Source organism: Clostridium acidisoli DSM 12555, assembly GCF_900176305.1.
Lineage (GTDB): Bacteria > Bacillota > Clostridia > Clostridiales > Clostridiaceae > Clostridium_I > Clostridium_I acidisoli.
Map to the genome: position 1 here is coordinate 17,883 of NZ_FWXH01000015.1, position 21,694 is coordinate 39,576.

Consider the following 21,694-nt stretch of genomic DNA (forward strand, 5'->3'; position numbering starts at 1 on the left):
TATCTAAAAATACTATTTCTTTTATCCTTATGTGCAAAAAAAATTAACTTTCTAAAAACTAGAAAGTTAATTTTTATATATATATCTTCTTGGAGTAGTACCGTATTTTTTTTCAAATATCTTATAAAAATATGTTGGATTCTCATATCCAACAAGCTCAATAATTTCATTAATAGAGTAATTGCTTATGCCAATAAGTTCCACTGCCTTATTTAGCCTTTTTTCCTGTAATAATTCTTTAAAAGTCATCCCAGTATACCTTTTAATTAATCTACTCAATTTATAATGAGGTTGCTTTAATCTTCCTGAAATTTCGTTTAAGGTTGCTTTTTTATAGCTTTCTTCAATATACTTAAAAGTATTAATTATTAGCATTTTCTCATAATTATTTGATGAGTAAATTTCTATGTTTTGCGAATTCCTAATTAGCTCAACTAATAAAAGACCTACCAATAATTTTATTGCAGCTTTATTCATTATTGAAGGATTATACAATTCAATTATTATTTTCTCAAGTAGGTCTTGAATATTTTCCTTTTGTGCCACTTTGAAATAAAGGTATTCACCTTCGTTATAATTGGTATAAAGCGTTGTAATAAGAAATTTGCTTATTACATTATCATCTTCTAAAAGAGTCAATACATAGTCAAAAAATTCCGGTCTAATTATAAAGTTAATAATTATATCTTCCTTATTAGAAGCTTTTATTTCATGAGTTATACATTGATTCAAGAAGACTATTTCACCTTTTTGGAGTTTTATTTTCCTGTTGTCTATTATTTGATTTAATTCACCTTGATATACATAGCTTATCTCAATATAATTATGATTGTGTTTTGGAAAATCGATAAACCTTGTATGTTTTCTAATATCAATTAATTCTCCTTTAGGAAGCAATTTATCGATATCTATAACAAATTTTCTATTATCTGTATACAAGCTTTTATTTATTTCTGCATTGCCATTTAAAATCTCTTTTTCCTCTTCTGTTAATGCCATGAGTTTATTATGAATCTCTTGCTCCATGCTATCATCACCATTTTTATTATAGCATCTTTAATGCCTCCTTTATTCCTAATGTTTCAATATTAACTAAATTTTTAATTACAGCATCTGTTAACCCATTGATTTTATTTAGATTCATTTTCCAAATTTCTTCGCAGCCAAGTATCTCCCTAACTAAATTTCTTATAGCATCTTCACTACCATCACAATTTTGCCATAACTTTCTATAAAATTCTAAGACATACTGATCATCTGAAAGCTTTATTTGTTCATCTCCCCTTTTACCTTTATAAAATTGTATTAAAGCAGCAAATGAAAATACTAACTTTTTAGGCAACTTTCCTTTGATTTCTATATATTTTAATAACGATGGCAAGTCTCTAGTTTGAAATTTTGCCATCGAGTTTAATGCAATGCTCATTAAATGATGATGTATAAATGGATTTCTAAATCTTTCAATTACTGCATCTGCAAAATATACTAACTCCTCCTGTGGAATATCTGGATTTTCTAACGATGGAATAATTTCATCATATATAATACTTTTTATAAACTCACCTATAACTTCATGGTTCACAGCTTCCCCCACGGTGTTTAGTCCATATAAATATGCAACTGGAACTAAAGCAGAATGTGCTCCATTTAATATTCTTACCTTTCTTGTCCTATATGGAGTGACATCATTAACTAATTTAACGTTTAAACCAGCTTTTTCTGAAGGAAATTCATCTGCAAGCCAGCTTGGGCCCTCAATTACCCATAAATAAAATTGTTCACCTATAACTACCATTTTATCTTCATATCCAATTTCTTTTGTTATTTCCTCAATATTGTCATCTGGGTATCCCGGAACAATTCTATCTACGAGTGTATTACAAAATGTGTTTTCCTCTTCTATCCAACAGACAAATTCCTTTTCCAGCTTCCATAACTCAGCGTATTTTTTAATTATATCTTTAAGTTTTTCTCCATTTCTATCAATAAGTTCACATGGAATAATTACGAGACCTTTATTTTCTTGTCCTTTAAAAAATTTAAATCTTTCATATAACAAAGCCGCAAGCTTTCCAGGATAGCTCTTTGGACATACATCACTGCATATATCGTTTTCATCAAATATAATTCCTGCTTCTGTTGTATTTGAGGTCACAAACCTTAATTCAGGATTTTTAGCAACACTTAAATATTCATCATATTCTACATATGGATTTATGCACTTACTTATACAATTAACTACTGAATGTTCTTTGATTGCTTTACCTTCTTTAATTCCTTGTAAACATACTGTAAATAAACCATCTTGCTCTTTTAATTTAGGAAGTACTCTACCCGTTTCTCTCGGCTGAATTACAACTATTCCTGAATTGAAACCTGCTTCTTTATTCATTTTGTCTATCTGCCAATCCACAAACCCTCTTAAAAAGTTACCCTCTCCAAATTGCAAAATCCTCTCAGGATATTTTTTATATTCCTTATACGTTTCCTTATTCAATCTCATGAATATTCCTCCTAATTTGTGTTTTTATTTTAATGCACACGTTAACAATTTATAATTATGTTTATATTATAACTACTATAAAACAAAAGTTCAATAGAGATTTGCAAACGTTAACAATTTTTATGAATATATTTTTATTTTATAGTTATATATCTATCTAATGATTTTTTCTATTTTTAAAAAATTCCAACATATATAAAAGCATATTAACAGCTAAAAAAGCAAACAAAATAAATGCATATAACCATCCGCTTACCACTAATATATCAGGAATTAAGCCCGCTTCATATAATAATTTTTTAATTTTCTCTAAGCTAACCATTTTTACCATCCTTACACATAATATAATTCCGGTTCATTTTCTCTCTTGCATTTTTAACATATGCTATGCATAACAGCAGAATTGGATTAATATCTTGTAGCACCATATTAATATATAACGGATGTATATTTTGCCCTAACCACAAATTAAATTGATAGCTTGGTATACATGAGTAAGAAATCCACAAAACACTTATGTTCAAAATAAAAATTACAAGCTTATTATCTTTTACTTTAAATAATGTACTAAACACCAATACTCCACCATATAAGAATATAATGATTTTATATAGACCACCTATAAAAATAATTGTCGTAGCAATTGCATCTAAATTACTTAAAACATTAGCTATATTAATTAACTTAACAATAGTTAAAAAAGGTACAGTAACATGGGCTAAATACTCCGGACCTAACACAGAAATAGTTATTATTGATGTAGCACTTGTAAGTATTCCAAATACGGCCACAGCTATCAAAGAAGTTTTACGAACATCTTTTTGTGAATTTACATTATTCCAATACATAAGAAAAACTAGCTCCTCTCCATATGGAAAGTTTAGTATTCTAGGATAACCTGCATAAAATACAGGTTTTATACCGTCTTCTAAGATTGGAAATAATTCTTTTAAATCTACTCTTCCATTAATAATGGTTAATATATATGTTCCAATAAAAAACAATAAAAATATTGGTAACAATAATTCACTTGATCTTCCAATCACCTCTAATCCCATTATATTGATGTATATTATTAATATAATGGAAAGAACTAAAATAAAAAATGTTGGAGTTCTGGGCAAATATGACATTCCTATAACATTACCAAATTCATTTAATATAATACTGCTCTTATAAATGAATAGCAGTCCATATATTATTACCAATGGTGTTCCTATCCACTTTCCTAATAATTTTATAATTATTTCAACAAAGTTATTTTCAGGAAATAATTTTTGAAGTTCCGTATATATTAATATCAATAAAGCTCCACCAACGGTAGCTAATATAATAGAAATCCAAGCATTTTGCTTTGCTTCTATTCCTAAAACAAAAAGAGAAGAACTTCCAAATTGAAATAACAATAGTAGACAAAACAATTGATGTTTGCTTATCTTCACCATATAAGATACCTTACTTTCTTTTATTCTTTTGTATTGAAGGGCTTTAATATTTCACCTGTTTTTTTATATGTAGCTTTAACATTTATGTTGTACTCAGCATGAATAAATACATCATTCCAACTATCCTTTACTTTTTCCCATTGTTTAGGGTTACTTCTATACAAAACATTTCCAAAGCCAAAAATATCACACTTAAAATCTTCTTTTGCCTTCTTTATAGCCATTTTTATTTCTTGTTTAATTTCCTCCTCTTGTTCTTTTTCAATTTTCTCCTGTATTGCAGGATCTGTAACATCTGTAGTATCTTGTACCTCTCCTATATTTCCTTCTTCAACAACATTAATATTAAATATATAATTTCCATTTAACATTTCGGATTTAATGTTACTACCGGCTCTTTTTATTTCTACAGCAATTAACTTGCTCTTATTAGTAATTCCAGGTACATTTATAACGCCACTTTTAACTTGATTTGTTATCCAATTATATCCTCTTGTCTCCTTATCATTTAAATATCCAACAAATTTATCTTTTTTAAACGCTGCAGCACCACTTAAACTAATTTCTCTGCTATCCTCACCATTAGGATTTTTAAAATCATTTATTACTTCAGCTGCACCAGCAATTGGATTAGTGCCTTTGCCTAGCATTTTCTTATAAAAATCTATTAGCCCCGTTGCCTGGACTTCTGAAGTAGCCCACTCCTTACTAATAATATCTCTTAAATATAATCCTTGAATTGCTTCTATTCCATGTTTTACAGATAAAGTTTCATTTATGTCTTTATCCTTGGCAACTATAAGCCAAACCAAAGGTCGTGTTTCGTAATCTCTTACAAAAGCATCTAAAATTGGTGCAATGCCATCTCTAGCTAAATTTTCACTAATTATAATAACCTTATCATGGGAGAAAAAAATTTTTCTATCAAACTTTTTTGAACAATTTCTTATTGCATCATAAATTGTAGCCCCTTTCACTGATACATATTCAGTAGTTGATGAAACCTGCGACTCACCTTTTTTTAAATTTGAAGTCTTTATTGCTTCACAGGTAAGAATAATTTGATTTGTATTTAAATCCTTATCCACTGCAACTCCAACGATAATACCAATTTCATTTAACTCTTTTCTGTCCCAACATCCTGATAAAAATACAACGCACAGAACTAAAACAAATATTTTTTTTTTCATTTGTTCCAACCTCCATTTTTTTCATCAGGTTTGTTAGGCTTATTAGGTTTTAAAGTTGAAACTTTTTGTTTTTTTAAATTTTTCCAAGTAATTGATTTAGGTCTTAATTTCATAAGCCACAGTGGAGCTCTTATAAATGAATCTTTCAACCCTTCCAAATTCATTGGTGCAATAGGCGAAAAATACGGACTACCAAATGATCTTAAGGAACATAAGTGTACAATCATAAAAATAATTCCTAAAATAATTCCGTATAATCCTGCAATACTACTTAAAACAATAAGTATGTATCTGAAACAAGTTGTGGAATCAAATATAGATGGAATTATAAAACTACATATAGAAGATAATGCACTTATGATTATCATTGGAGCACCTATAATTCCTGCCTGAACTACTGCCTCTCCAATAACTAATGTTCCAATAATACTTACAGTTTGCCCTAATGAACGAGGCATTCTTACACCAGATTCTCTAATTAGCTGAAAAAATATTTCCATAATTATTACTTCTACAACTGCTGGGAAAGGCGTTTGTTCTCTTGCCGATGCTGCAGTCAAAATTAATACTGTTGGAATCATTTCCTGATGGAAAGTTTCAATAGCAATATAAACAGCAGGTAGAGTTAAATTTGTTATAAATGCGAGTAACCTTATTAGCCTTATTAATGATGACAAAAATGGCCTTGAATAATAATCTTCGTTAACCTGAAAATTTTCAATAAACAAATGTGGTACTGTAAGTACAAAAGGTGTTCCGTCACATAATATTGCAATTCTTCCCTCTAATATTTTAGCAGCAACTTTATCTGGTCTTTCACTATTTCCAACTGTTGCAAATAACGAGAAGGAATTATCTTCAATAAATTGCTCAACATACCCTGACTCTAATATAGCATCTGTATCAATTCTTGATAATCGCTGCCTAACCTCATCCACCACTTTCATATCCGCAACGTCATCAATATAGGCAATATTAATTTTTGTATTTGTTCGCTTTCCAATGGCAAATGGTTCAAATACTAGATTGGGACTTTCTATTATTCTCCTAATCATTGCCGTATTTACTCTAAGTGTTTCTGTAAACCCTTCTCGAGAACCTCTGACTGCTGCTTCAGTATTAGGCTCCTCTATATTCCTTTGAGCCCATTTTCTTATATCCATAATAATTACAAAACAACAGCTATCTATAAATAAAGCTACTTTACCTGATAGAATTTCATTAAGTACCTTATTAAAATCTTTTTCTACAGTTGAATTCATGGTGCTAAAAACACTATCTACTAAACTCCTCTCTATATTGTTTACCATTGTTATATTTTCATGTATCAAAGTCCTTATTATGTTAAAATCAAGCACTTCTTTATCAACTAGTCCTTCTACAAAACATGCAAAAGCCCTTATACCTATATGTTCAGAAATTTTAAATTCTCTAAAAACAATGTCATCACTTTTACCAATTATCTTTTTCAAATTGTTTAAATTTATATCAATATCTGCATAAATGGTAGATTCCTTATTTTTATTATTTGTTTTTTTATCCATAAAGTTTAACCTCATTTATTTACTTTCATGCTTATTATCTCCATGGTATACTTTTTTATTACTTTAATTTGTGCGTTGACTTATCTTAAATTAACGTATAAAAAAACATGAAGGAGTGCAGTTTATTGTTCCTGCATTTCCTTCATGTTTTTAGTTTTGTTATAATTTAAGTTATGAACTTTCTAAATATAATTATTTACCTAACATTACCTCATTTAAACTTCCTACTCTATATCCCTGTAAATCTAATGTTACATATTTAAATCCAAATTCTTTAAATTTACTAGAAATATCGTCCATAGTTTTCTCGTTAGTTAATTTTATTCTATCATCTCTATTTACTTCTATTCTTGCAAGGTCGCCATGACATCTAACTCTAACTGCCCGAAAGCCTATATGCATCATATATTTTTCAGCTTCTTCAATTTTTTCAAAATCTTCTACTTTAAGTTCATTACCATATGGAATTCTTGTTAAAAGACAAGCATATGAAGGTTTATCCCAGGTTTTTAATCCCAATTGTTTTGATAAACTTCTTATTTTTTCTTTAGTTAACTTACATTCTAGCAGTGGACTTTTTATTTCTAACTCTTTAAGCGCCTTTAAGCCTGGTCTATAATCTCCAATATCATCAAGATTTGTTCCATCTATAACATAATTATAACCTTGTTTTTCAGCTATATCACCTATCATATTAAATACTGCTTTTTTGCATAGATAACATCTATTTTCGGGGTTATTTTTAATTTCATCAATTATAGGAACCTGTATAATTTCATGTTCTATTCCAAGTTCTTCAGCTAATTGCTTTGCCTCAGCCACCTCCCATTTAGGAATATATGGCGAAAGTACTGTTACTGCTTTCATGTTATCGCCAAGAGCTTCTTTTGCTGCTCTAAGCAAAAATGTACTGTCAACTCCCCCAGAAAAAGCCAAAACAACTCTCTCTAAATTTTTCAAATAATTTATTAAATCTATATACTTTTTATCGTTTATCAATTTAATTTCTCCTATATCTTCTCTTATAAATAATATCACTAATACTTTCTATTCAAGTGCTGCTTTAACATTTTCTAACTCCCTACGAATGGAAATACCTTGTGGGCAATGTGTTTCACATCTACCGCATTTTACACAGTTTGATGCTTTTTGCTCTGTAGACAGCATATTATAAAAATCATCTTTTCCAAACATTGCGCTATTATTATAACTAGAAAAACATCGAGGAATATTTACACCTTGTGGACATGGCATACAGTAACCACAGGCTGTGCAGTTTACTTTGGTCTTTCCTTTAATAATATCTCTAGCTTCCTCAATTATTTTCACTTCATTTTCCGTAAGCGAATTTGCTGGTGATTCACTAGCAACCCTTATGTTTTCTGTAACTTGCTCCATAGCATTCATACCACTCAAAATAACTGTTACTTCTGGATGATTCCATACCCATTTTAATGCCCATTCTGCTGGTGTTCTTTTTACATCGCCTTTATTTAAAGCTGCTCTAGCTTCATCTGGAAGATTATTTGCAAGTTTTCCACCTCTAAGTGGCTCCATAATTGTAACCCCTAGTCCTCTATCTGCCGCATACTTTAAGCCCTCTGTTCCAGCCTGAAATTCTTCATCTAAATAATTATATTGTATTTGGCAAAATGACCAATCATAATAATCTACTATTTCTTTAAAAAGATCTAGCTTATCATGAAATGAAAATCCTGCATGTTTTATCCTTCCATCTTTTATAGCAGAGTCTAAAAACTCATCAATGCCATTTTCCTTAAGTCTATCCCAATCTTTACGATTAAGGGAATGTACCAAATAAAAATCTATATGGTCTGTTTGAAGACGTTTTAATTGTTCATCTAAATATTTATCCATATCACTTCTTGTTTTTATTAACCAACTAGGAAGTTTTGTAGCTAATTTTACTTTTTCTCTATATCCGTCTTTTAATGCTTTTCCTACAAAGGGTTCACTTTCTCCACCTGAACCCATACCAGTTCCATGGTAAGGATAGGCAGTATCTATATAGGTTACACCTTCATCAATTGCATTACGAATTAGTTTTGTAGCTTTCTCTTCATCAATTTTAGATGGGTCGCCCCCTGGAAGTAATGGAAGTCTCATACATCCAAATCCCAAACTCGAAACAGTTTCATTTGTCTTACCAAAATTCCTGTATAACATTAAAATTCCTCCTCTAGATAAATAATAAAATTTTACTATTAATTATACTTATAGATATACATTTAAAATTTTACACCTTATAGTACACTCTAAGTCAATAGTAGAATTATTAAATTTCCGTAAAATGAAAAGTTAAATTCTTGTTTGCAATATCTTTATATTCTGAATAAATTAAAAAATAGTAATAATAAATTACTGAAATTTATTATTACTATTTTTATACTTATACATATTATTCAAATCTTAATGCTTCTATTGGATTTAATTTTGATGCCTTATTTGCAGGATAAATTCCAAAAATTAATCCTACAAGTAGTGAGAACATAAAAGCAGCAATTACTATATTACTTGAAATTACAATAGATGTTGAGAAGAATGTTTTAGCAATATACGCTCCTAAATACCCGAAAAGCACTCCTAATAATCCACCAAGACCACTTACACTTGCTGCTTCAATCAAAAATTGTGCAAGTATAGTTCTCCTCTTAGCCCCAATTGCTTTTCTTGTACCTATTTCTTTTGTTCTTTCGATTACTGAAACAAGCATTATGTTCATAATTCCAATTCCACCAACCAAAAGTGATATAGCTGCAACTCCACTTAACATATTACTCATACTTGTAGTAGTTGATGTAGCCGTTGTAAGTAAACTTGTTTGACTAAGTACTCTGTAATAACTGTTGGTAGTTGTGCTAGTTGCCAAATTTCTAAGTCCATATTTTTTATTAAGGAACATTTTCAAATAGGACATAGCTGTGTCTATTTTTGCTTGACTTTCAGCTTCAACATAATAGGTACTTATACTAGCTGTCTTTAAAAGTCTCTGTGCTGTCGTTAACGGAAGTATTATTTTATCATCACTACTACCAGTAGTTGATGTTCCTTCTGATGCAAGAACTCCTACTATTTTAAACTCAATCCCATTAACATACATATATTGTCCTACCACATTTGTATATCCAAAAATATTATTTGCAGTTTCCGTACCAATTACAAGTATATTGTATCTGTTTTCAACGTCTCTATCAGTTATAAATCTGCCTGAACTTACTGTATAATTTTTTATTTTTGCATAATTTGCATTTGATGCTTCTATTGTTGTTGTGCTAGATTTACTGCCTGCCTTTACATTTACATTACTTGACGAAATTTGCGGTGCAACTTCTTTAATGCCAGGTTTAGTCTTAAGCTCTGTAAGTTCTTGATTGCTGATAGTAGCAGTTTTGGTAAGACTAACTGTAATAAGATTTGTTCCTAAACTACTTATCTCTTCGCTAACAGTCTGTTTTGTCCCTTCACCCATTCCTACAAGAATAATTACTGAAGATATACCAATAATTATTCCAAGCATTGTTAAAAACGAACGTACTTTATTGCTCCACACTGAATAAAGTGCTATTTTAAATAATTGCGTTACTCTCATGCCGTAACCCCCTTTTCATTTATTTCATCGGAAGTTATATGCCCGTCTCTAACGGTAATCATCCTTTTTGCATGTGATGCTATTTCTCTATCATGAGTAATCATTACAATTGTATTCCCATCATTATTTAAATCCTCTAGCATTTTAAGTACTTCTTTTCCTGTTTTACTGTCAAGTGCTCCTGTTGGTTCATCTGCTAATATAATTTGTGGATCTGTAACCAATGCCCTAGCAATAGCAACTCTCTGCATTTGTCCACCTGACAATTCTGATGGCTTGTGTTTTATATGGTTTCCAAGTCCTACTTTTTCTAAAGCTATTTTTGCTTTTTCCTTTGCGGCTTTATTTGTATATCCCAAATATAATAATGGTAGTAGCACATTATCCAATATACTTAATTTTGCAAGAAGGTTGTAGTTTTGAAAGATAAAACCTATTTTATTGTTTCTTATCTCTGCAAGCTTATTATCATTACATTTTGTGTCTACTCCATCTAAAAAGTATTCTCCCTTCGTTGCTTTATCTAGGCAGCCAATAATATTCATAAGTGTAGACTTACCGGCACCCGATGGTCCAACAATAGCTACGTACTCACCTTTAGCTATTGTTAGATTTACGGTTTCTATAGCTTTAAAACTATTTCCACCCATTTTATATATCTTTTCTATATTAGTCATCTCAATTAAGTAATCACTATTTGATGTTTCTGACATAGATTTCCCTCCCGTATTATTATTTACCAGATGTGGATTTTGAATTACTGCTACTTTGTCCGCCACCTTGGCCACCACCACTTGGCATTCCTCCGCCGCTTCCCATAGATCCACCAGGGCCTCCCATACCACCTTGTTGAGTATTGGTGCTACTACTACTTGAAGGTAGCTGAACTAATATAGTTTCGCCTTCTGTAACTCCTTTTGTAACTTCAATATAATCTTCTGTTTCTAAGCCTGTTGTAATTTCCACTAATTTACTATTAGATGTTGCATTTGAAGAATTATTATTGCTTTGCATGTTATTTGATTTTGTTGTATCTTCAACTCTTACATATTTTTTACTGTTGCTCTCAACTAAAGCTTCCTCTGGTATTACAATTGCATTGTCTTTGCTCTGTACTGCAATTGTAACGTCTGCATTCATACCAAGCTTTATTCCTGTTGGATTACTAATACTTACAACAACATCGTATGTTGTAACATTATTTGAGGTTGTACCTGTCTGTGCTACTGATTCAACGCTGCCTGTAAAAGATTTATCTGATAACGCATCAAATTTAATAGTAGCTTTCTGACCTACTGTTACAGATGATATGTCTAATTCATCTACAGAAACCTTAACCTTCATAGAGTTCATATCTGTTACTGTCACTGCGCTTTTACCACTTTGTCCACTATCTCCATTAGCATTATCCACAGATGTTACGAGACCCGCTATAGGTGATGTAACCGTCTGCTTTGTTAACGCAGTGTTTGCATCTGATAAAGCCGTAGTTGCATCGCTTACTGAATCCCCATCATCTGATATTTTACTATTTGTATCACTTATCGACTTTTCATCAGAAGCTACTTTAGTAGCATCAACTTTGTCAGCACTTTCATCTGTTGTAAGTTGTGTTTTTGCTGTAGTAAGTGAACTTTCATCTGCAGCAAGTTGCGCTTTTGCCTTTGTCAAATTTCTTGTTGCGGTTGTCACAGCTTTTGTAAGATCTGAACTAGAACTAACAAAAAGTTTTTGTCCTGCTGTCACAGTGTCTCCAACCTTAACAGTTAAGTCTGCTATTATTCCATTATTATTTGGTGCCACCGCATAAGTTGTGCCAGCATAAGCTGCTCCTGTACCTTGTATAGTTTTAGATATGCTCATTTTTTTAACAGTTGAAGTAGAATATTTTGAGGATGTCACTGCTGCACTCTTTTTAAAAAATTTATTGTATCCAAAATAACCTGCGCCGCCAATTCCAACTACAACTATACATATTATTATTGCTTTAATTACCTTACTCTTCATTATTTCCCTCCTGTAATTGCAAACATTTTCGTTCTTCTCTCTTCGATAATATAAGCATAACTTGAAATTTCAGTGTAAATATCAAATAAATATGTGAAGTGCGTGTGATTAAACATAAATAAAAAATGGCCTCATAGAAAAATATTTTTCTATGAGGCCACAATGAAATTTCATATTTTTTGCCTTATCAAGATAAGAAGGTTAACCCATTTTATCAAACATATTTTGAGTTTCTTTGGATGTTATATCAATAATTTTATAAAAAAACTCTCTTTGAGTTAAATTTCCTCTTTCAAGGACTTCATCGATTTTTCCATCCCTTAAAAATACAAGTTTTTTTGCATAACTAGCTATCATGGAATCATGGGTAACCATAAGTATTGCTATTCCATCATCTTCATTACGCTTCTGAAATATTTTTAATAATTGATGAGAATTAGTTGTGTCTAAATTACCTGTTGGCTCATCTGCTACAATTATTTTAGGAGCAGTAATTAATGCTCTTGCCGATGCAGCCCTCTGCCTTTGTCCACCAGAACATTCAGCAGGAAATTTATCTAACGTTTCAAATATATCTAGTTTTTTAGAAATATCCTCTGTTTTTTTCTTTATTTCTGATTTTTCTATGTTAGCTAATACTAAAGGCACTCCAATATTCTCTCTTATAGTAAGAGAATCTATAAGATTAAACTCTTGGAAAACAAAACCTATATTTTCATATCTTAATCTTGCAATATGTGCCTCTGTCATATCATATACATCTTTATCATTAATTTTTATTTTCCCTGTACTTGGACTATCCACAGTAGATAATATATTCAAAAGTGTTGATTTTCCAGATCCTGATGGACCCATTATACATATAAAATCCCCTTCATTAACAGTCAAATTAACATTATGCAAAACTTTTAATTTGTTTTTGTCGCCATAAATCTTGGTAATATTTTCTGCGTATATTATTTCTTTCATTACAATTCCCCCAATATAAACCTATATATTTTTGTACATTATAAGCTTTGAAACTATAAAAACCTGTATGCATTGTTTTTAAGTATTAACTTTTTATATAAACTATATAAAATTATACCTGTAATCAAAAATATAAATACAAAGATAAACACTAATATTCCAGATAATCGCATAGATAAAATACCATTCTTTTTTAATAGAATAATAACTATTAAAATATGAAATAATGGTATACCTATAGTTATTGAATAAACTATCTTAAACTCCTGCCAAATAACTTCCTTTATTTGCTTCGCAGTATATCCAATTAATGACAATTGTCTGAATAAATGCCTTTTGCTATCAGCCTCTAGCATAATCTTATAAATAACACTTGCTGCAATTAGTATTATTAAAGTAATATATGAACATATACATATAGTTTTTACTTGTAATGAATTTTTAAAGTTTGCCATAGTACATAAAAGTATTTCTACAGTAATTGCTAAAGTTATAATTATAAATTTTAGTTGCTTTAGAGACACATATAAATTGCTCAGTGATATCAATTTGATTTTATTATCTAAATACCTTTCTTTTTTAAGTTTTATTATCTTTTGCGGAATATAATATCTCAATAAACCTTGAATTGCAAATATAGAGAATAAAATATCAACCATTGCAATTGAAGCGGCGTCTTTAGCTGCTGCATTTATAAATATAGAAATTATAGGAATAAAATACAAAATAAGATATACAATTGGATTTATCTTTAAAGACCTTAAGTCAACAGAACGAACCTGCTTATGACCATTAACTAAATCAATAATTTCCCTAGTAGATGCATATGCATAGTCACCCATTCCAACATATAAAAGTTGTACAAATAAAATTGCTATAGTCCCCCAAATACTCTGAGGTGATATCATCAATATATTTCCACTAGTTTTTAATACAGCATACATAATTAAGAGGAAAACTGGCATTAACACTATACCCATTAATATGCCTAACACCCCGCCTATTATCTCAATAATAGCATTTTCAAAAAGTAACATTCTTGCTAATTTACTAGGCCATATACCGTTTAATTCTACAAGTGCCATCTCCTTTGATTTACCCATAACAAAGTATGAATTAGCATAAAAAGTAAATATGCATACTAAAAGTACCACAAGAAATAGTATATCCGTCGATATGTTTCCTTCTCCTCCTGTAGCTAAAAGAAATTTACTATTAGTCATTATATTTAAAAAATTAAATATAATGACTACAGTAAAAATTATAGATATTAGATATAAAATACTCTGTTTAAAATTTAAGAATACCATTTTTAGTGAAAATTTATATACCCCCATATTTAAATGCCACCTTTGTATAAACTTAACAAAACATCATTTCCATATAATATTCTATTTATGTAATATTATATCATAATATACTATATTCTTATACATACAAATAATCATTCATTATTGGTTGCAAACCTTTGGCTTTAATGGCCTGATGTACTTCTTCTACGGAGCGACCATCTGAAATTTCAAATTGGCTATCTCCAGTATCCTCTACCTCTTTACCATGGCTTCCAATACCAGTGCTAACACCAGCTGAAATCTTAGTAGCCGCTAGTCCAATTACATTATCACGAAATCTTTCACATTCTCTAGTAGAAATAGTAATACTTGCAGATGGCATAAAAAGACGATATGCAGTGATTACTTGTAAAAGTTGTGGCTCATGAACATCTTTAGGATTGATTTTATCATTATTTATAATTGGTCTAAGCCTTGGACAGGAAAATGAAATTTCAGCATGTGGATATTTTCTTTGAAGCAAATAAGCATGCATCCCTGTGGCAAAGGCGTCTTTACGAAAATCGTCTAGTCCAAGTAAAGCACCAAAACCAACTCCACGCATCCCACCCTTTAACGCCCTTTCTTGAGCATTAAGTCTATATGGGAATATGCGCTTGTGCCCTTCTAAATGAAGAGTCTCGTATTTATCTGAGTTATAGGTTTCTTGGAATACAGTAACAAAATCTGCACCACACTGATAAAGATATTTATACTCATCAGTGTTCATAGGATATACCTCTAACCCTACCATTTTAAAATATTTGTGTGCAATTTTACATGCTTCTCCAATATATTTTACATCTGACATTTTTCTGCTTTCACCAGTAAGAAGTAGCACTTCTTCTAAACCAGTTTTAGCTATAGCTTGCATTTCTATTTCGATTTCTTCTGGGTTTAATCTTGCACGACGTATTTTGTTGTGACAGTTAAACCCGCAGTAAATACAGTAATTTTCACAATAATTAGCAATATATAATGGTGTAAACATGTAAATGGAATTACCAAAACGCTTTCTTGTTTCCTTTTGTGCTAGCTGAGCCATTCTTTCCAAAAATGGAGCTGCTGCAGGTGCTAATAAGGCTGCAAAATCCTCTACCGTACGAGAATCATGATCCAAAGCCCTTATAACATCTGATGCTGTATATTTATTGTAATCATATGTCTCCATATTACTGATTACCTGTTTCATAACATCTGACTTGAGTACTTCCATACCTTCCATATATTCCATATGATTTATACGTTGCTTTGTCATATCTAATCTCCTCCTATTCCTTTAAAAAACCAGTTAGTGGTGAGGATGCAGCTGCACCTTTGTCTAGTACACGACCTAAGCCAGAAAGATATGCTGCACGCCCTGCTTCAATGGCATATCTAAACGCACCTGCCATAGCTGGAATATCTCCAGCTGTTGCAATTGCAGTATTAGCCATAACAGCTGCAACACCCATTTCCATAGCTTCACAAGCCTGTGACGGACGGCCAATTCCTGCATCTACAATAATTGGAAGATCTATTTCATCTACTAATATTTTAATAAAATCTTTTGTGCTTAAGCCTTTGTTAGAGCCAATTGGAGCTGCAAGTGGCATAATGCATGCTGCACCTGCATTAACTAAATCACGCGCTACATTTAAATCCGCATGCATATATGGCATGACTATAAATCCTTCTTTTGCAAGAATCTCAGTAGCTTTAATTGTCTCATAGTTATCTGGAAGCAAATATTTTGAATCCCTAATAATTTCAATCTTAATAAAGTCTCCACAATGCATCTCTCTTGCTAGTCTTGCAATTCGAATTGCCTCTTCTGCATTTCTTGCCCCAGATGTATTTGGAAGCAAAGTTACGCCTTTCGGAATATAATCTAAAATATTCTCCTTTTCATTTGTATTGGCACGTCTTAATGCTAATGTAATGATCTGTGCACCAGCATATTCCACTGCTGCCTTAATTAAATCCAAATTATATTTTCCTGAACCTAATATAAATCTTGATGAAAATTCATGCCCTCCAATTGTTAATGTATCGTTTTTCATTGTATCTCCCCCTTTTTTTCTTATAAGCCAAAAAAGGCCACACGAAGTAATACACCCATGGTGGTGTACCCCTTCGTGTGACCTTCACACTCTTTTTTTATTATATCACTGCACTAAATTTGGGTCAAGGTGAAGCATTTTATGCTCTAACATCAATTATATTTGAAGATGTTGATGATGAACTTGAGCTACTTGTTTCCTTTTGAGCTATCTCAGCCTCAACTGATTGAAGCTGGCTTTGTAATTCTTTTATCTTTGCTTGTTTAGTTTTCTCATCGCCGCTACTATTCTGCGCCTGCTGTATTTGATTTTGAAGAGATGTCTTCTGACTTTCCAATGCAGAAGTATCAGTACTACTGCTTGTACTATTAGTGCTGCTACTGCTATTACAGCTTACTTTACTACTTGTAGCCGATGATTTAATTAAATTCGATATTGAAGAATGTGATGAAATTGATGATATACTCATTTTATTGCCTCCCTTGTATAATTTATAATAGCTTCTTTTGCTTAAAGGTTATTATAAATCTTAATTGTGGTATAAATATGTTATTTTTCATTATTTTTTTAAATATTACAACTAAATTATTAATAAGTTTCTGGTAATTAAGACTAAAAATCTTATGGCAAAATCATATCTGCATTTAAATATGATTTTGCCATAAGATGCAGCTCTATATAAGTGGGAAAAAACATTTGCAACAATCATGCATAATAAAATCCCTTAAGGAGCGGCTAAAAGAATCATCGGTATAAATTTGAGGATACACCTTAATCCAAATTTTAATTCTGTATTCCTCGATGAAAATAATACCAATTATATATTAATTGTAAATTTAGCAATAAAAATGTATAATAATATATAAAATGTAGTATTGTACATTTTTGGTTTATACTACTATGTTTTAATAACACATGATACTAATATTTTGGACATTTTACAAAACAAATGATTTTCTTATAGAATTAGAAATTTGTCCTGAATTTTGGAATAACTAACAATAATACAAAATATAGAAAGTTAGAGTAGGTCTTATAAATTATGAAAAATATAAATAAATACATTTTGATAATCTTGCTTGTAATCCCATCAATATTAGTAATTATTAATATCTGGTCAAGAAATAATAGTAGAATACGATCCATTGTCGCACTATTATTTTATTTAGTATTTTTCATTTATACAATAAGTTATAAAGATAAATCCTAATTGAAGACTAGTGAACAGCCTAGCCACTATAAAAAGCCACCATTTCTAGTGTAAAATTGATTTATGAGCAAGAATATTAATAAAAAAGATTACTCTCGTTTATAATACTTAGCTTGTTCATTCCAAAGTTCATAGTATTCCCCATTAATATCAGAAATCAGCTGGTTATGTGAGCCACTTTGGACAAGTGCACCTTTACTAAGAACATATATATTATCACAAAATCTACAGGATGATAATCTATGTGATATATATATTGCAGTATTGCTTCCAATTATATTATCAAATTGTGAATATATTTCATATTCTGAGATAGGATCAAGTGCGGCTGTAGGCTCATCAAGAACAATGAAATTTCCATTGTTATATATAGACCTTGCCATTGCAATCTTCTGTGCCTCTCCTCCTGAAACTTCAATCCCATTCTCATCAAATTCACGATAAAGATAATCTTTTAAATCATTTTTCTGAAGAAATCTTGAAAGCCCTACTTTTTGCATAGATTGTTTTACTTTATCTTCGTTATACTCTGTTGATGATGCAATATTCTCTCCAAGCTTAAGTGAAAATAATTTAAAATCCTGAAATACTGCAGAAAATATATCTAAATATTTGTCGTGGTTATATTTTCTTATATCTATTCCGTTGATAGTTATTTGGCCTTCTGTTGGATTGTAAAATCTCAAAAGAAGCTTTATCAAAGTAGTTTTCCCCGAACCATTAATTCCCACAACTGCATATCGTTTACCCTCTTTAAATTTCAGATTTATATCATTCAGAACATATTTATCCGTACCAGGATATTTAAAACTTACATCTTTAAATTCTATTTCATATGTAGCGCTTTGTGTTTTATTTATCAAAGACTTTTCGCAATCATTTCTTTTGTCTATATCCATAAATTCAAATAATTTCCGTCTATAAAAATCCGTTGGAATCAAAATACCGAGACTATTTACTACTCCAGATACATTCTTAAAGATACTATTAATAGCTCCGGTGTAAAGCATAATCTGTCCAACTGATATTGAACCGTAAACTGCCTTCATTCCTACAAATAAAAAAATTAGAATTGAAAGTATACTACTTAAAATTTTAGCTATGGTATTGCCCTTTTCTAGCCTTGTCCAAAAAGATGAGAATACATAAAACATATTCCTTTTATATACTTTCATAGAATTTTCAGCAAGGTTCATATCATACATTTTTATATCTTTTCCTACTCTATAGTTATACATTATATTCATATATGATTTAATATATCTAAGAACCTTATTTCCTTCTTTTATTATGAAGTTTCCGGCTGACTCATGTGTTTTGTTAATAATCATAAATGAAAGTACATTTAATAATATAAATAAAGTAATAAATATTAAATTTATTTCTCCATTATAAATTCCTTTAAAAGTCAATTTTGCTTCAAAAAATTTTATAGAAAAATATAATGCTATGACAACGCCTGCAATACTTGCAATAAAGTCAGCAACGGCCTTATTAAAATTTGAAAGACTATATACACCATGTTGTTCAAGACTATATAGCTCTGTGATACTTGTCTGAAGACAATCATTTTCAACAACCTCATAATCAAGATTCATAAGCTTTTTAGCTTTCTTCATCTCATGCTTTTTCATCATGTTTAAATTATGGTATTCTCCTCTGCTTTCAAAGTATCCCTGTAATATCATTATTAATAAATTAAGTATAACCATAGCCCAAACATATTTCATAATTTCACTAGAAGACATATTGACTAAAACTGCATCAATAATCTTTTTTGAAAAGTATAAATTTACAAATGGTGCTATAGCTTTAAGAATATTAGATATTATAACGCATATAAAATATCCATGTTCTAGATCTGATAAATAATTACAAAATCTAAAAAATCTCGCTATCTTGTTCTTCACGCTCCACACCTCCATCCTTATAATACCTACTTTGAACGTCAAACATTTCTTTATATCTTCCGTTCTTGTTTAGAAGGTCAGTGTGTGTTCCTTCTTCAAGTATTTTTCCATCCTCCATTAGTATAATCCTGTTGCAGAATTTAGTAGATGCAAGTCTATGTGAAATAAATACTGATGTTTTATTTTCACTCATTTTGTTGTATTTTTTGTAAACTTTACTTTCGGCAATAGCATCAAGTGCTGCTGTAGGCTCATCAAGAATATTAATCTTTGCATTCTTATAAAGTGCCCTAGCAAGAAGCATACTTTGATTCTGACCTCCCGAAAGGTCTATTGCTCCTTCTCTGCTAGTTTTTACTAAAAATGTATCTTCTTTGTGAGGAAGAGAATTAACAAATTTACTCATGCCACTTTCAAGAATTGCATTATCAGCCTTCTTTTTATCATATTCTAAACTTCCTGTAATGTTTGAATATATTGACTCTGGAAATATATTTATATCTTGAAAGACCGGTGAAAATAATTGGTAATAATCAGATTTATTAAATTCCCTACTGTTATGTCCATTTATAAAGATTTTTCCTTCATTTGGTTCAAGAAATCCCATAAGAAGTAACATAAGAGTAGTTTTTCCAGAGCCATTTACACCTACTAATGCAAGCTTTTCTCCACCCAATATTTTTAAGTTGAAATTTCTAAATATCCATCGTTCACTCTGCGGATATTTATAGCTTATAGATTTGAATTCAATTTCTGGTTTGTCCTCTATTTCTAATAAGTTTCGTATACCAGTGTTCTCTTCCTCTATATCAATAAAATCTCTTATATGATTTATCTGAACACTAGTCAATATCATGTCATTAAATTGAGTTATTATATTATTAAACCAGTTAGAAAATGCCATCACAAGTCCAATCATAAAAACAAAATAAGAAACTTTTATTTGCTTGTTAAGCAGTTCATTTATTAGATAAATATAAATAAAAATGTCTCTAATAAAAACCATTAAAGCATTTATAAACACTGCTCCAAATTTTACATTCTCAGATTTCAATATATATTTTGACCATTTCTTTCTGTAAACATCAAAACTTTCAGTAAGCCATTTTTCCATTTTATAAATTTTAATATCTTTCAAAAATTCATATTTTTGAGATGAAGCTGTTATATAATCAGATTTTTTAGCATCCACACTTCTAAGTTCCATATTTTTACTTTCATACCTATTTGCATAAATTCCGTATAAAAAATTTATACATCCAGTAACAATTATTAATATAAGGAGAACTGCATCAATCTTCGCAATATCCACTGCAAAAAATATAATTCCAAAAAAAGATGTTAAAAATAGAATAATATTATTCCCAAATTGATTCATTACTCCTCTATCACCTTGTGACATAATTTCCTTTATTTCCGAAATTTTGTTCTGCACTTTGGGATTAATAAGTTTCTGGTAATTAAGACTAAAGATTTTTTTAAAAATTATATCTGAATTTAAATATGATTTTGCAAGTACTGACTTTGCCATAAGATGCAGATCTGTATAAGTAGAAAAAACATTTGCAATAATCATGCAAAATGAAACCCCAAAGAGTGATTTTAAAACTGATTCTATAGACATTTTAACTTCAATTCCATGAATTATAAGTTTAGGTATAGTTATCTCAGTATAAACTAATGCAATTCCTGAAGGAACGGCTAAAAGAATTAGCGGTATAAATCGAGGATACACCTTAATCCAAATTTTAAAGTAAAATATAACATTACTTAAAACACTATGTTTTTTAATTTGTGTATTTTTCATATATATATCACATCTTTTCATCACATGTTCTACTTACATTTCTCTTAGAAAAACATTTCAGTAAAATATATTAATTGTAATTTTAATTTTAATATAAAATATAACAAATTAGAGCAGGTTTTATAA

The 21,694-nt window shown here is 30.2% G+C and carries 17 protein-coding genes; all 17 read right to left on the reverse strand.

Annotation, left to right across the window (positions count from 1 at the left end):
* Positions 1-66 precede the first annotated feature (66 nt).
* The 17 genes from B8978_RS14640 to B8978_RS14720 all read right to left on the reverse strand — a co-directional run bounded on the left by B8978_RS14640 (position 67) and on the right by B8978_RS14720 (position 21,568).
* Positions 67-1,026 (reverse strand): AraC family transcriptional regulator, encoded by a 960-nt coding sequence (locus tag B8978_RS14640; RefSeq protein ID WP_084116831.1) that lies wholly within the window; start codon positions 1,024-1,026, stop codon positions 67-69.
* 19 nt (positions 1,027-1,045) lie between these two features.
* Positions 1,046-2,503, reverse strand: a complete 1,458-nt coding sequence (locus B8978_RS14645) for a tagaturonate reductase (protein ID WP_084116833.1) — start codon at positions 2,501-2,503, stop codon at positions 1,046-1,048.
* A 314-nt stretch (positions 2,504-2,817) separates the two neighbouring features.
* On the reverse strand, positions 2,818-3,948 hold the full coding sequence (locus B8978_RS14650) for a GerAB/ArcD/ProY family transporter (protein ID WP_084116835.1): 1,131 nt from the start codon (positions 3,946-3,948) through the stop codon (positions 2,818-2,820).
* Positions 3,949-3,968: 20 nt separating this feature from the next.
* Positions 3,969-5,138, reverse strand: a complete 1,170-nt coding sequence (locus B8978_RS14655) for a Ger(x)C family spore germination protein (RefSeq protein ID WP_084116837.1) — start codon at positions 5,136-5,138, stop codon at positions 3,969-3,971.
* Positions 5,135-6,682 (reverse strand): spore germination protein, encoded by a 1,548-nt coding sequence (locus B8978_RS14660; RefSeq protein WP_176212713.1) that lies wholly within the window; start codon positions 6,680-6,682, stop codon positions 5,135-5,137. The genes B8978_RS14655 and B8978_RS14660 overlap by 4 nt, the downstream gene beginning before the upstream one ends.
* A 192-nt stretch (positions 6,683-6,874) precedes the next feature.
* Complete coding sequence (gene larE, locus B8978_RS14665) at positions 6,875-7,681, reverse strand: ATP-dependent sacrificial sulfur transferase LarE (RefSeq protein ID WP_084116841.1); 807 nt, start codon at positions 7,679-7,681, stop codon at positions 6,875-6,877.
* Positions 7,682-7,729: 48 nt separating this feature from the next.
* On the reverse strand, positions 7,730-8,869 hold the full coding sequence (locus B8978_RS14670) for an aldo/keto reductase (protein WP_084116843.1): 1,140 nt from the start codon (positions 8,867-8,869) through the stop codon (positions 7,730-7,732).
* Positions 8,870-9,101: 232 nt separating this feature from the next.
* On the reverse strand, positions 9,102-10,292 hold the full coding sequence (locus B8978_RS14675) for an ABC transporter permease (RefSeq protein WP_084116845.1): 1,191 nt from the start codon (positions 10,290-10,292) through the stop codon (positions 9,102-9,104).
* The gene (locus tag B8978_RS14680) at positions 10,289-11,005 is read right to left on the reverse strand and encodes an ABC transporter ATP-binding protein (protein ID WP_084116847.1); all 717 of its coding nucleotides are present in this window, start codon (positions 11,003-11,005) and stop codon (positions 10,289-10,291) included. Before B8978_RS14680 ends, B8978_RS14675 begins: the two co-directional genes overlap by 4 nt.
* Positions 11,006-11,024: 19 nt before the next feature.
* On the reverse strand, positions 11,025-12,299 hold the full coding sequence (locus tag B8978_RS14685) for an efflux RND transporter periplasmic adaptor subunit (protein WP_084116849.1): 1,275 nt from the start codon (positions 12,297-12,299) through the stop codon (positions 11,025-11,027).
* Between the two features lie 201 nt (positions 12,300-12,500).
* Positions 12,501-13,268, reverse strand: coding sequence for an ABC transporter ATP-binding protein (locus B8978_RS14690; protein ID WP_084116852.1), 768 nt, complete (start codon positions 13,266-13,268; stop codon positions 12,501-12,503).
* A 53-nt stretch (positions 13,269-13,321) separates the two neighbouring features.
* A complete protein-coding gene (locus tag B8978_RS14695) occupies positions 13,322-14,605 on the reverse strand; it encodes an FtsX-like permease family protein (RefSeq protein ID WP_084116854.1) in 1,284 nt (427 codons plus the stop codon).
* A gap of 91 nt (positions 14,606-14,696) precedes the next feature.
* On the reverse strand, positions 14,697-15,857 hold the full coding sequence (gene thiH, locus B8978_RS14700) for a 2-iminoacetate synthase ThiH (RefSeq protein WP_084116856.1): 1,161 nt from the start codon (positions 15,855-15,857) through the stop codon (positions 14,697-14,699).
* A gap of 13 nt (positions 15,858-15,870) precedes the next feature.
* Entirely contained in the window at positions 15,871-16,641 is a 771-nt protein-coding gene (locus B8978_RS14705) for a thiazole synthase (RefSeq protein ID WP_084116858.1), read from the reverse strand.
* Between the two features lie 139 nt (positions 16,642-16,780).
* Positions 16,781-17,110, reverse strand: coding sequence for a FlxA-like family protein (locus tag B8978_RS14710; RefSeq protein WP_084116860.1), 330 nt, complete (start codon positions 17,108-17,110; stop codon positions 16,781-16,783).
* Positions 17,111-17,940: 830 nt separating this feature from the next.
* On the reverse strand, positions 17,941-19,761 hold the full coding sequence (locus tag B8978_RS14715) for an ABC transporter ATP-binding protein (RefSeq protein ID WP_176212714.1): 1,821 nt from the start codon (positions 19,759-19,761) through the stop codon (positions 17,941-17,943).
* Positions 19,733-21,568, reverse strand: coding sequence for an ABC transporter ATP-binding protein (locus B8978_RS14720; RefSeq protein WP_084116927.1), 1,836 nt, complete (start codon positions 21,566-21,568; stop codon positions 19,733-19,735). Before B8978_RS14720 ends, B8978_RS14715 begins: the two co-directional genes overlap by 29 nt.
* Positions 21,569-21,694 lie beyond the last annotated feature (126 nt).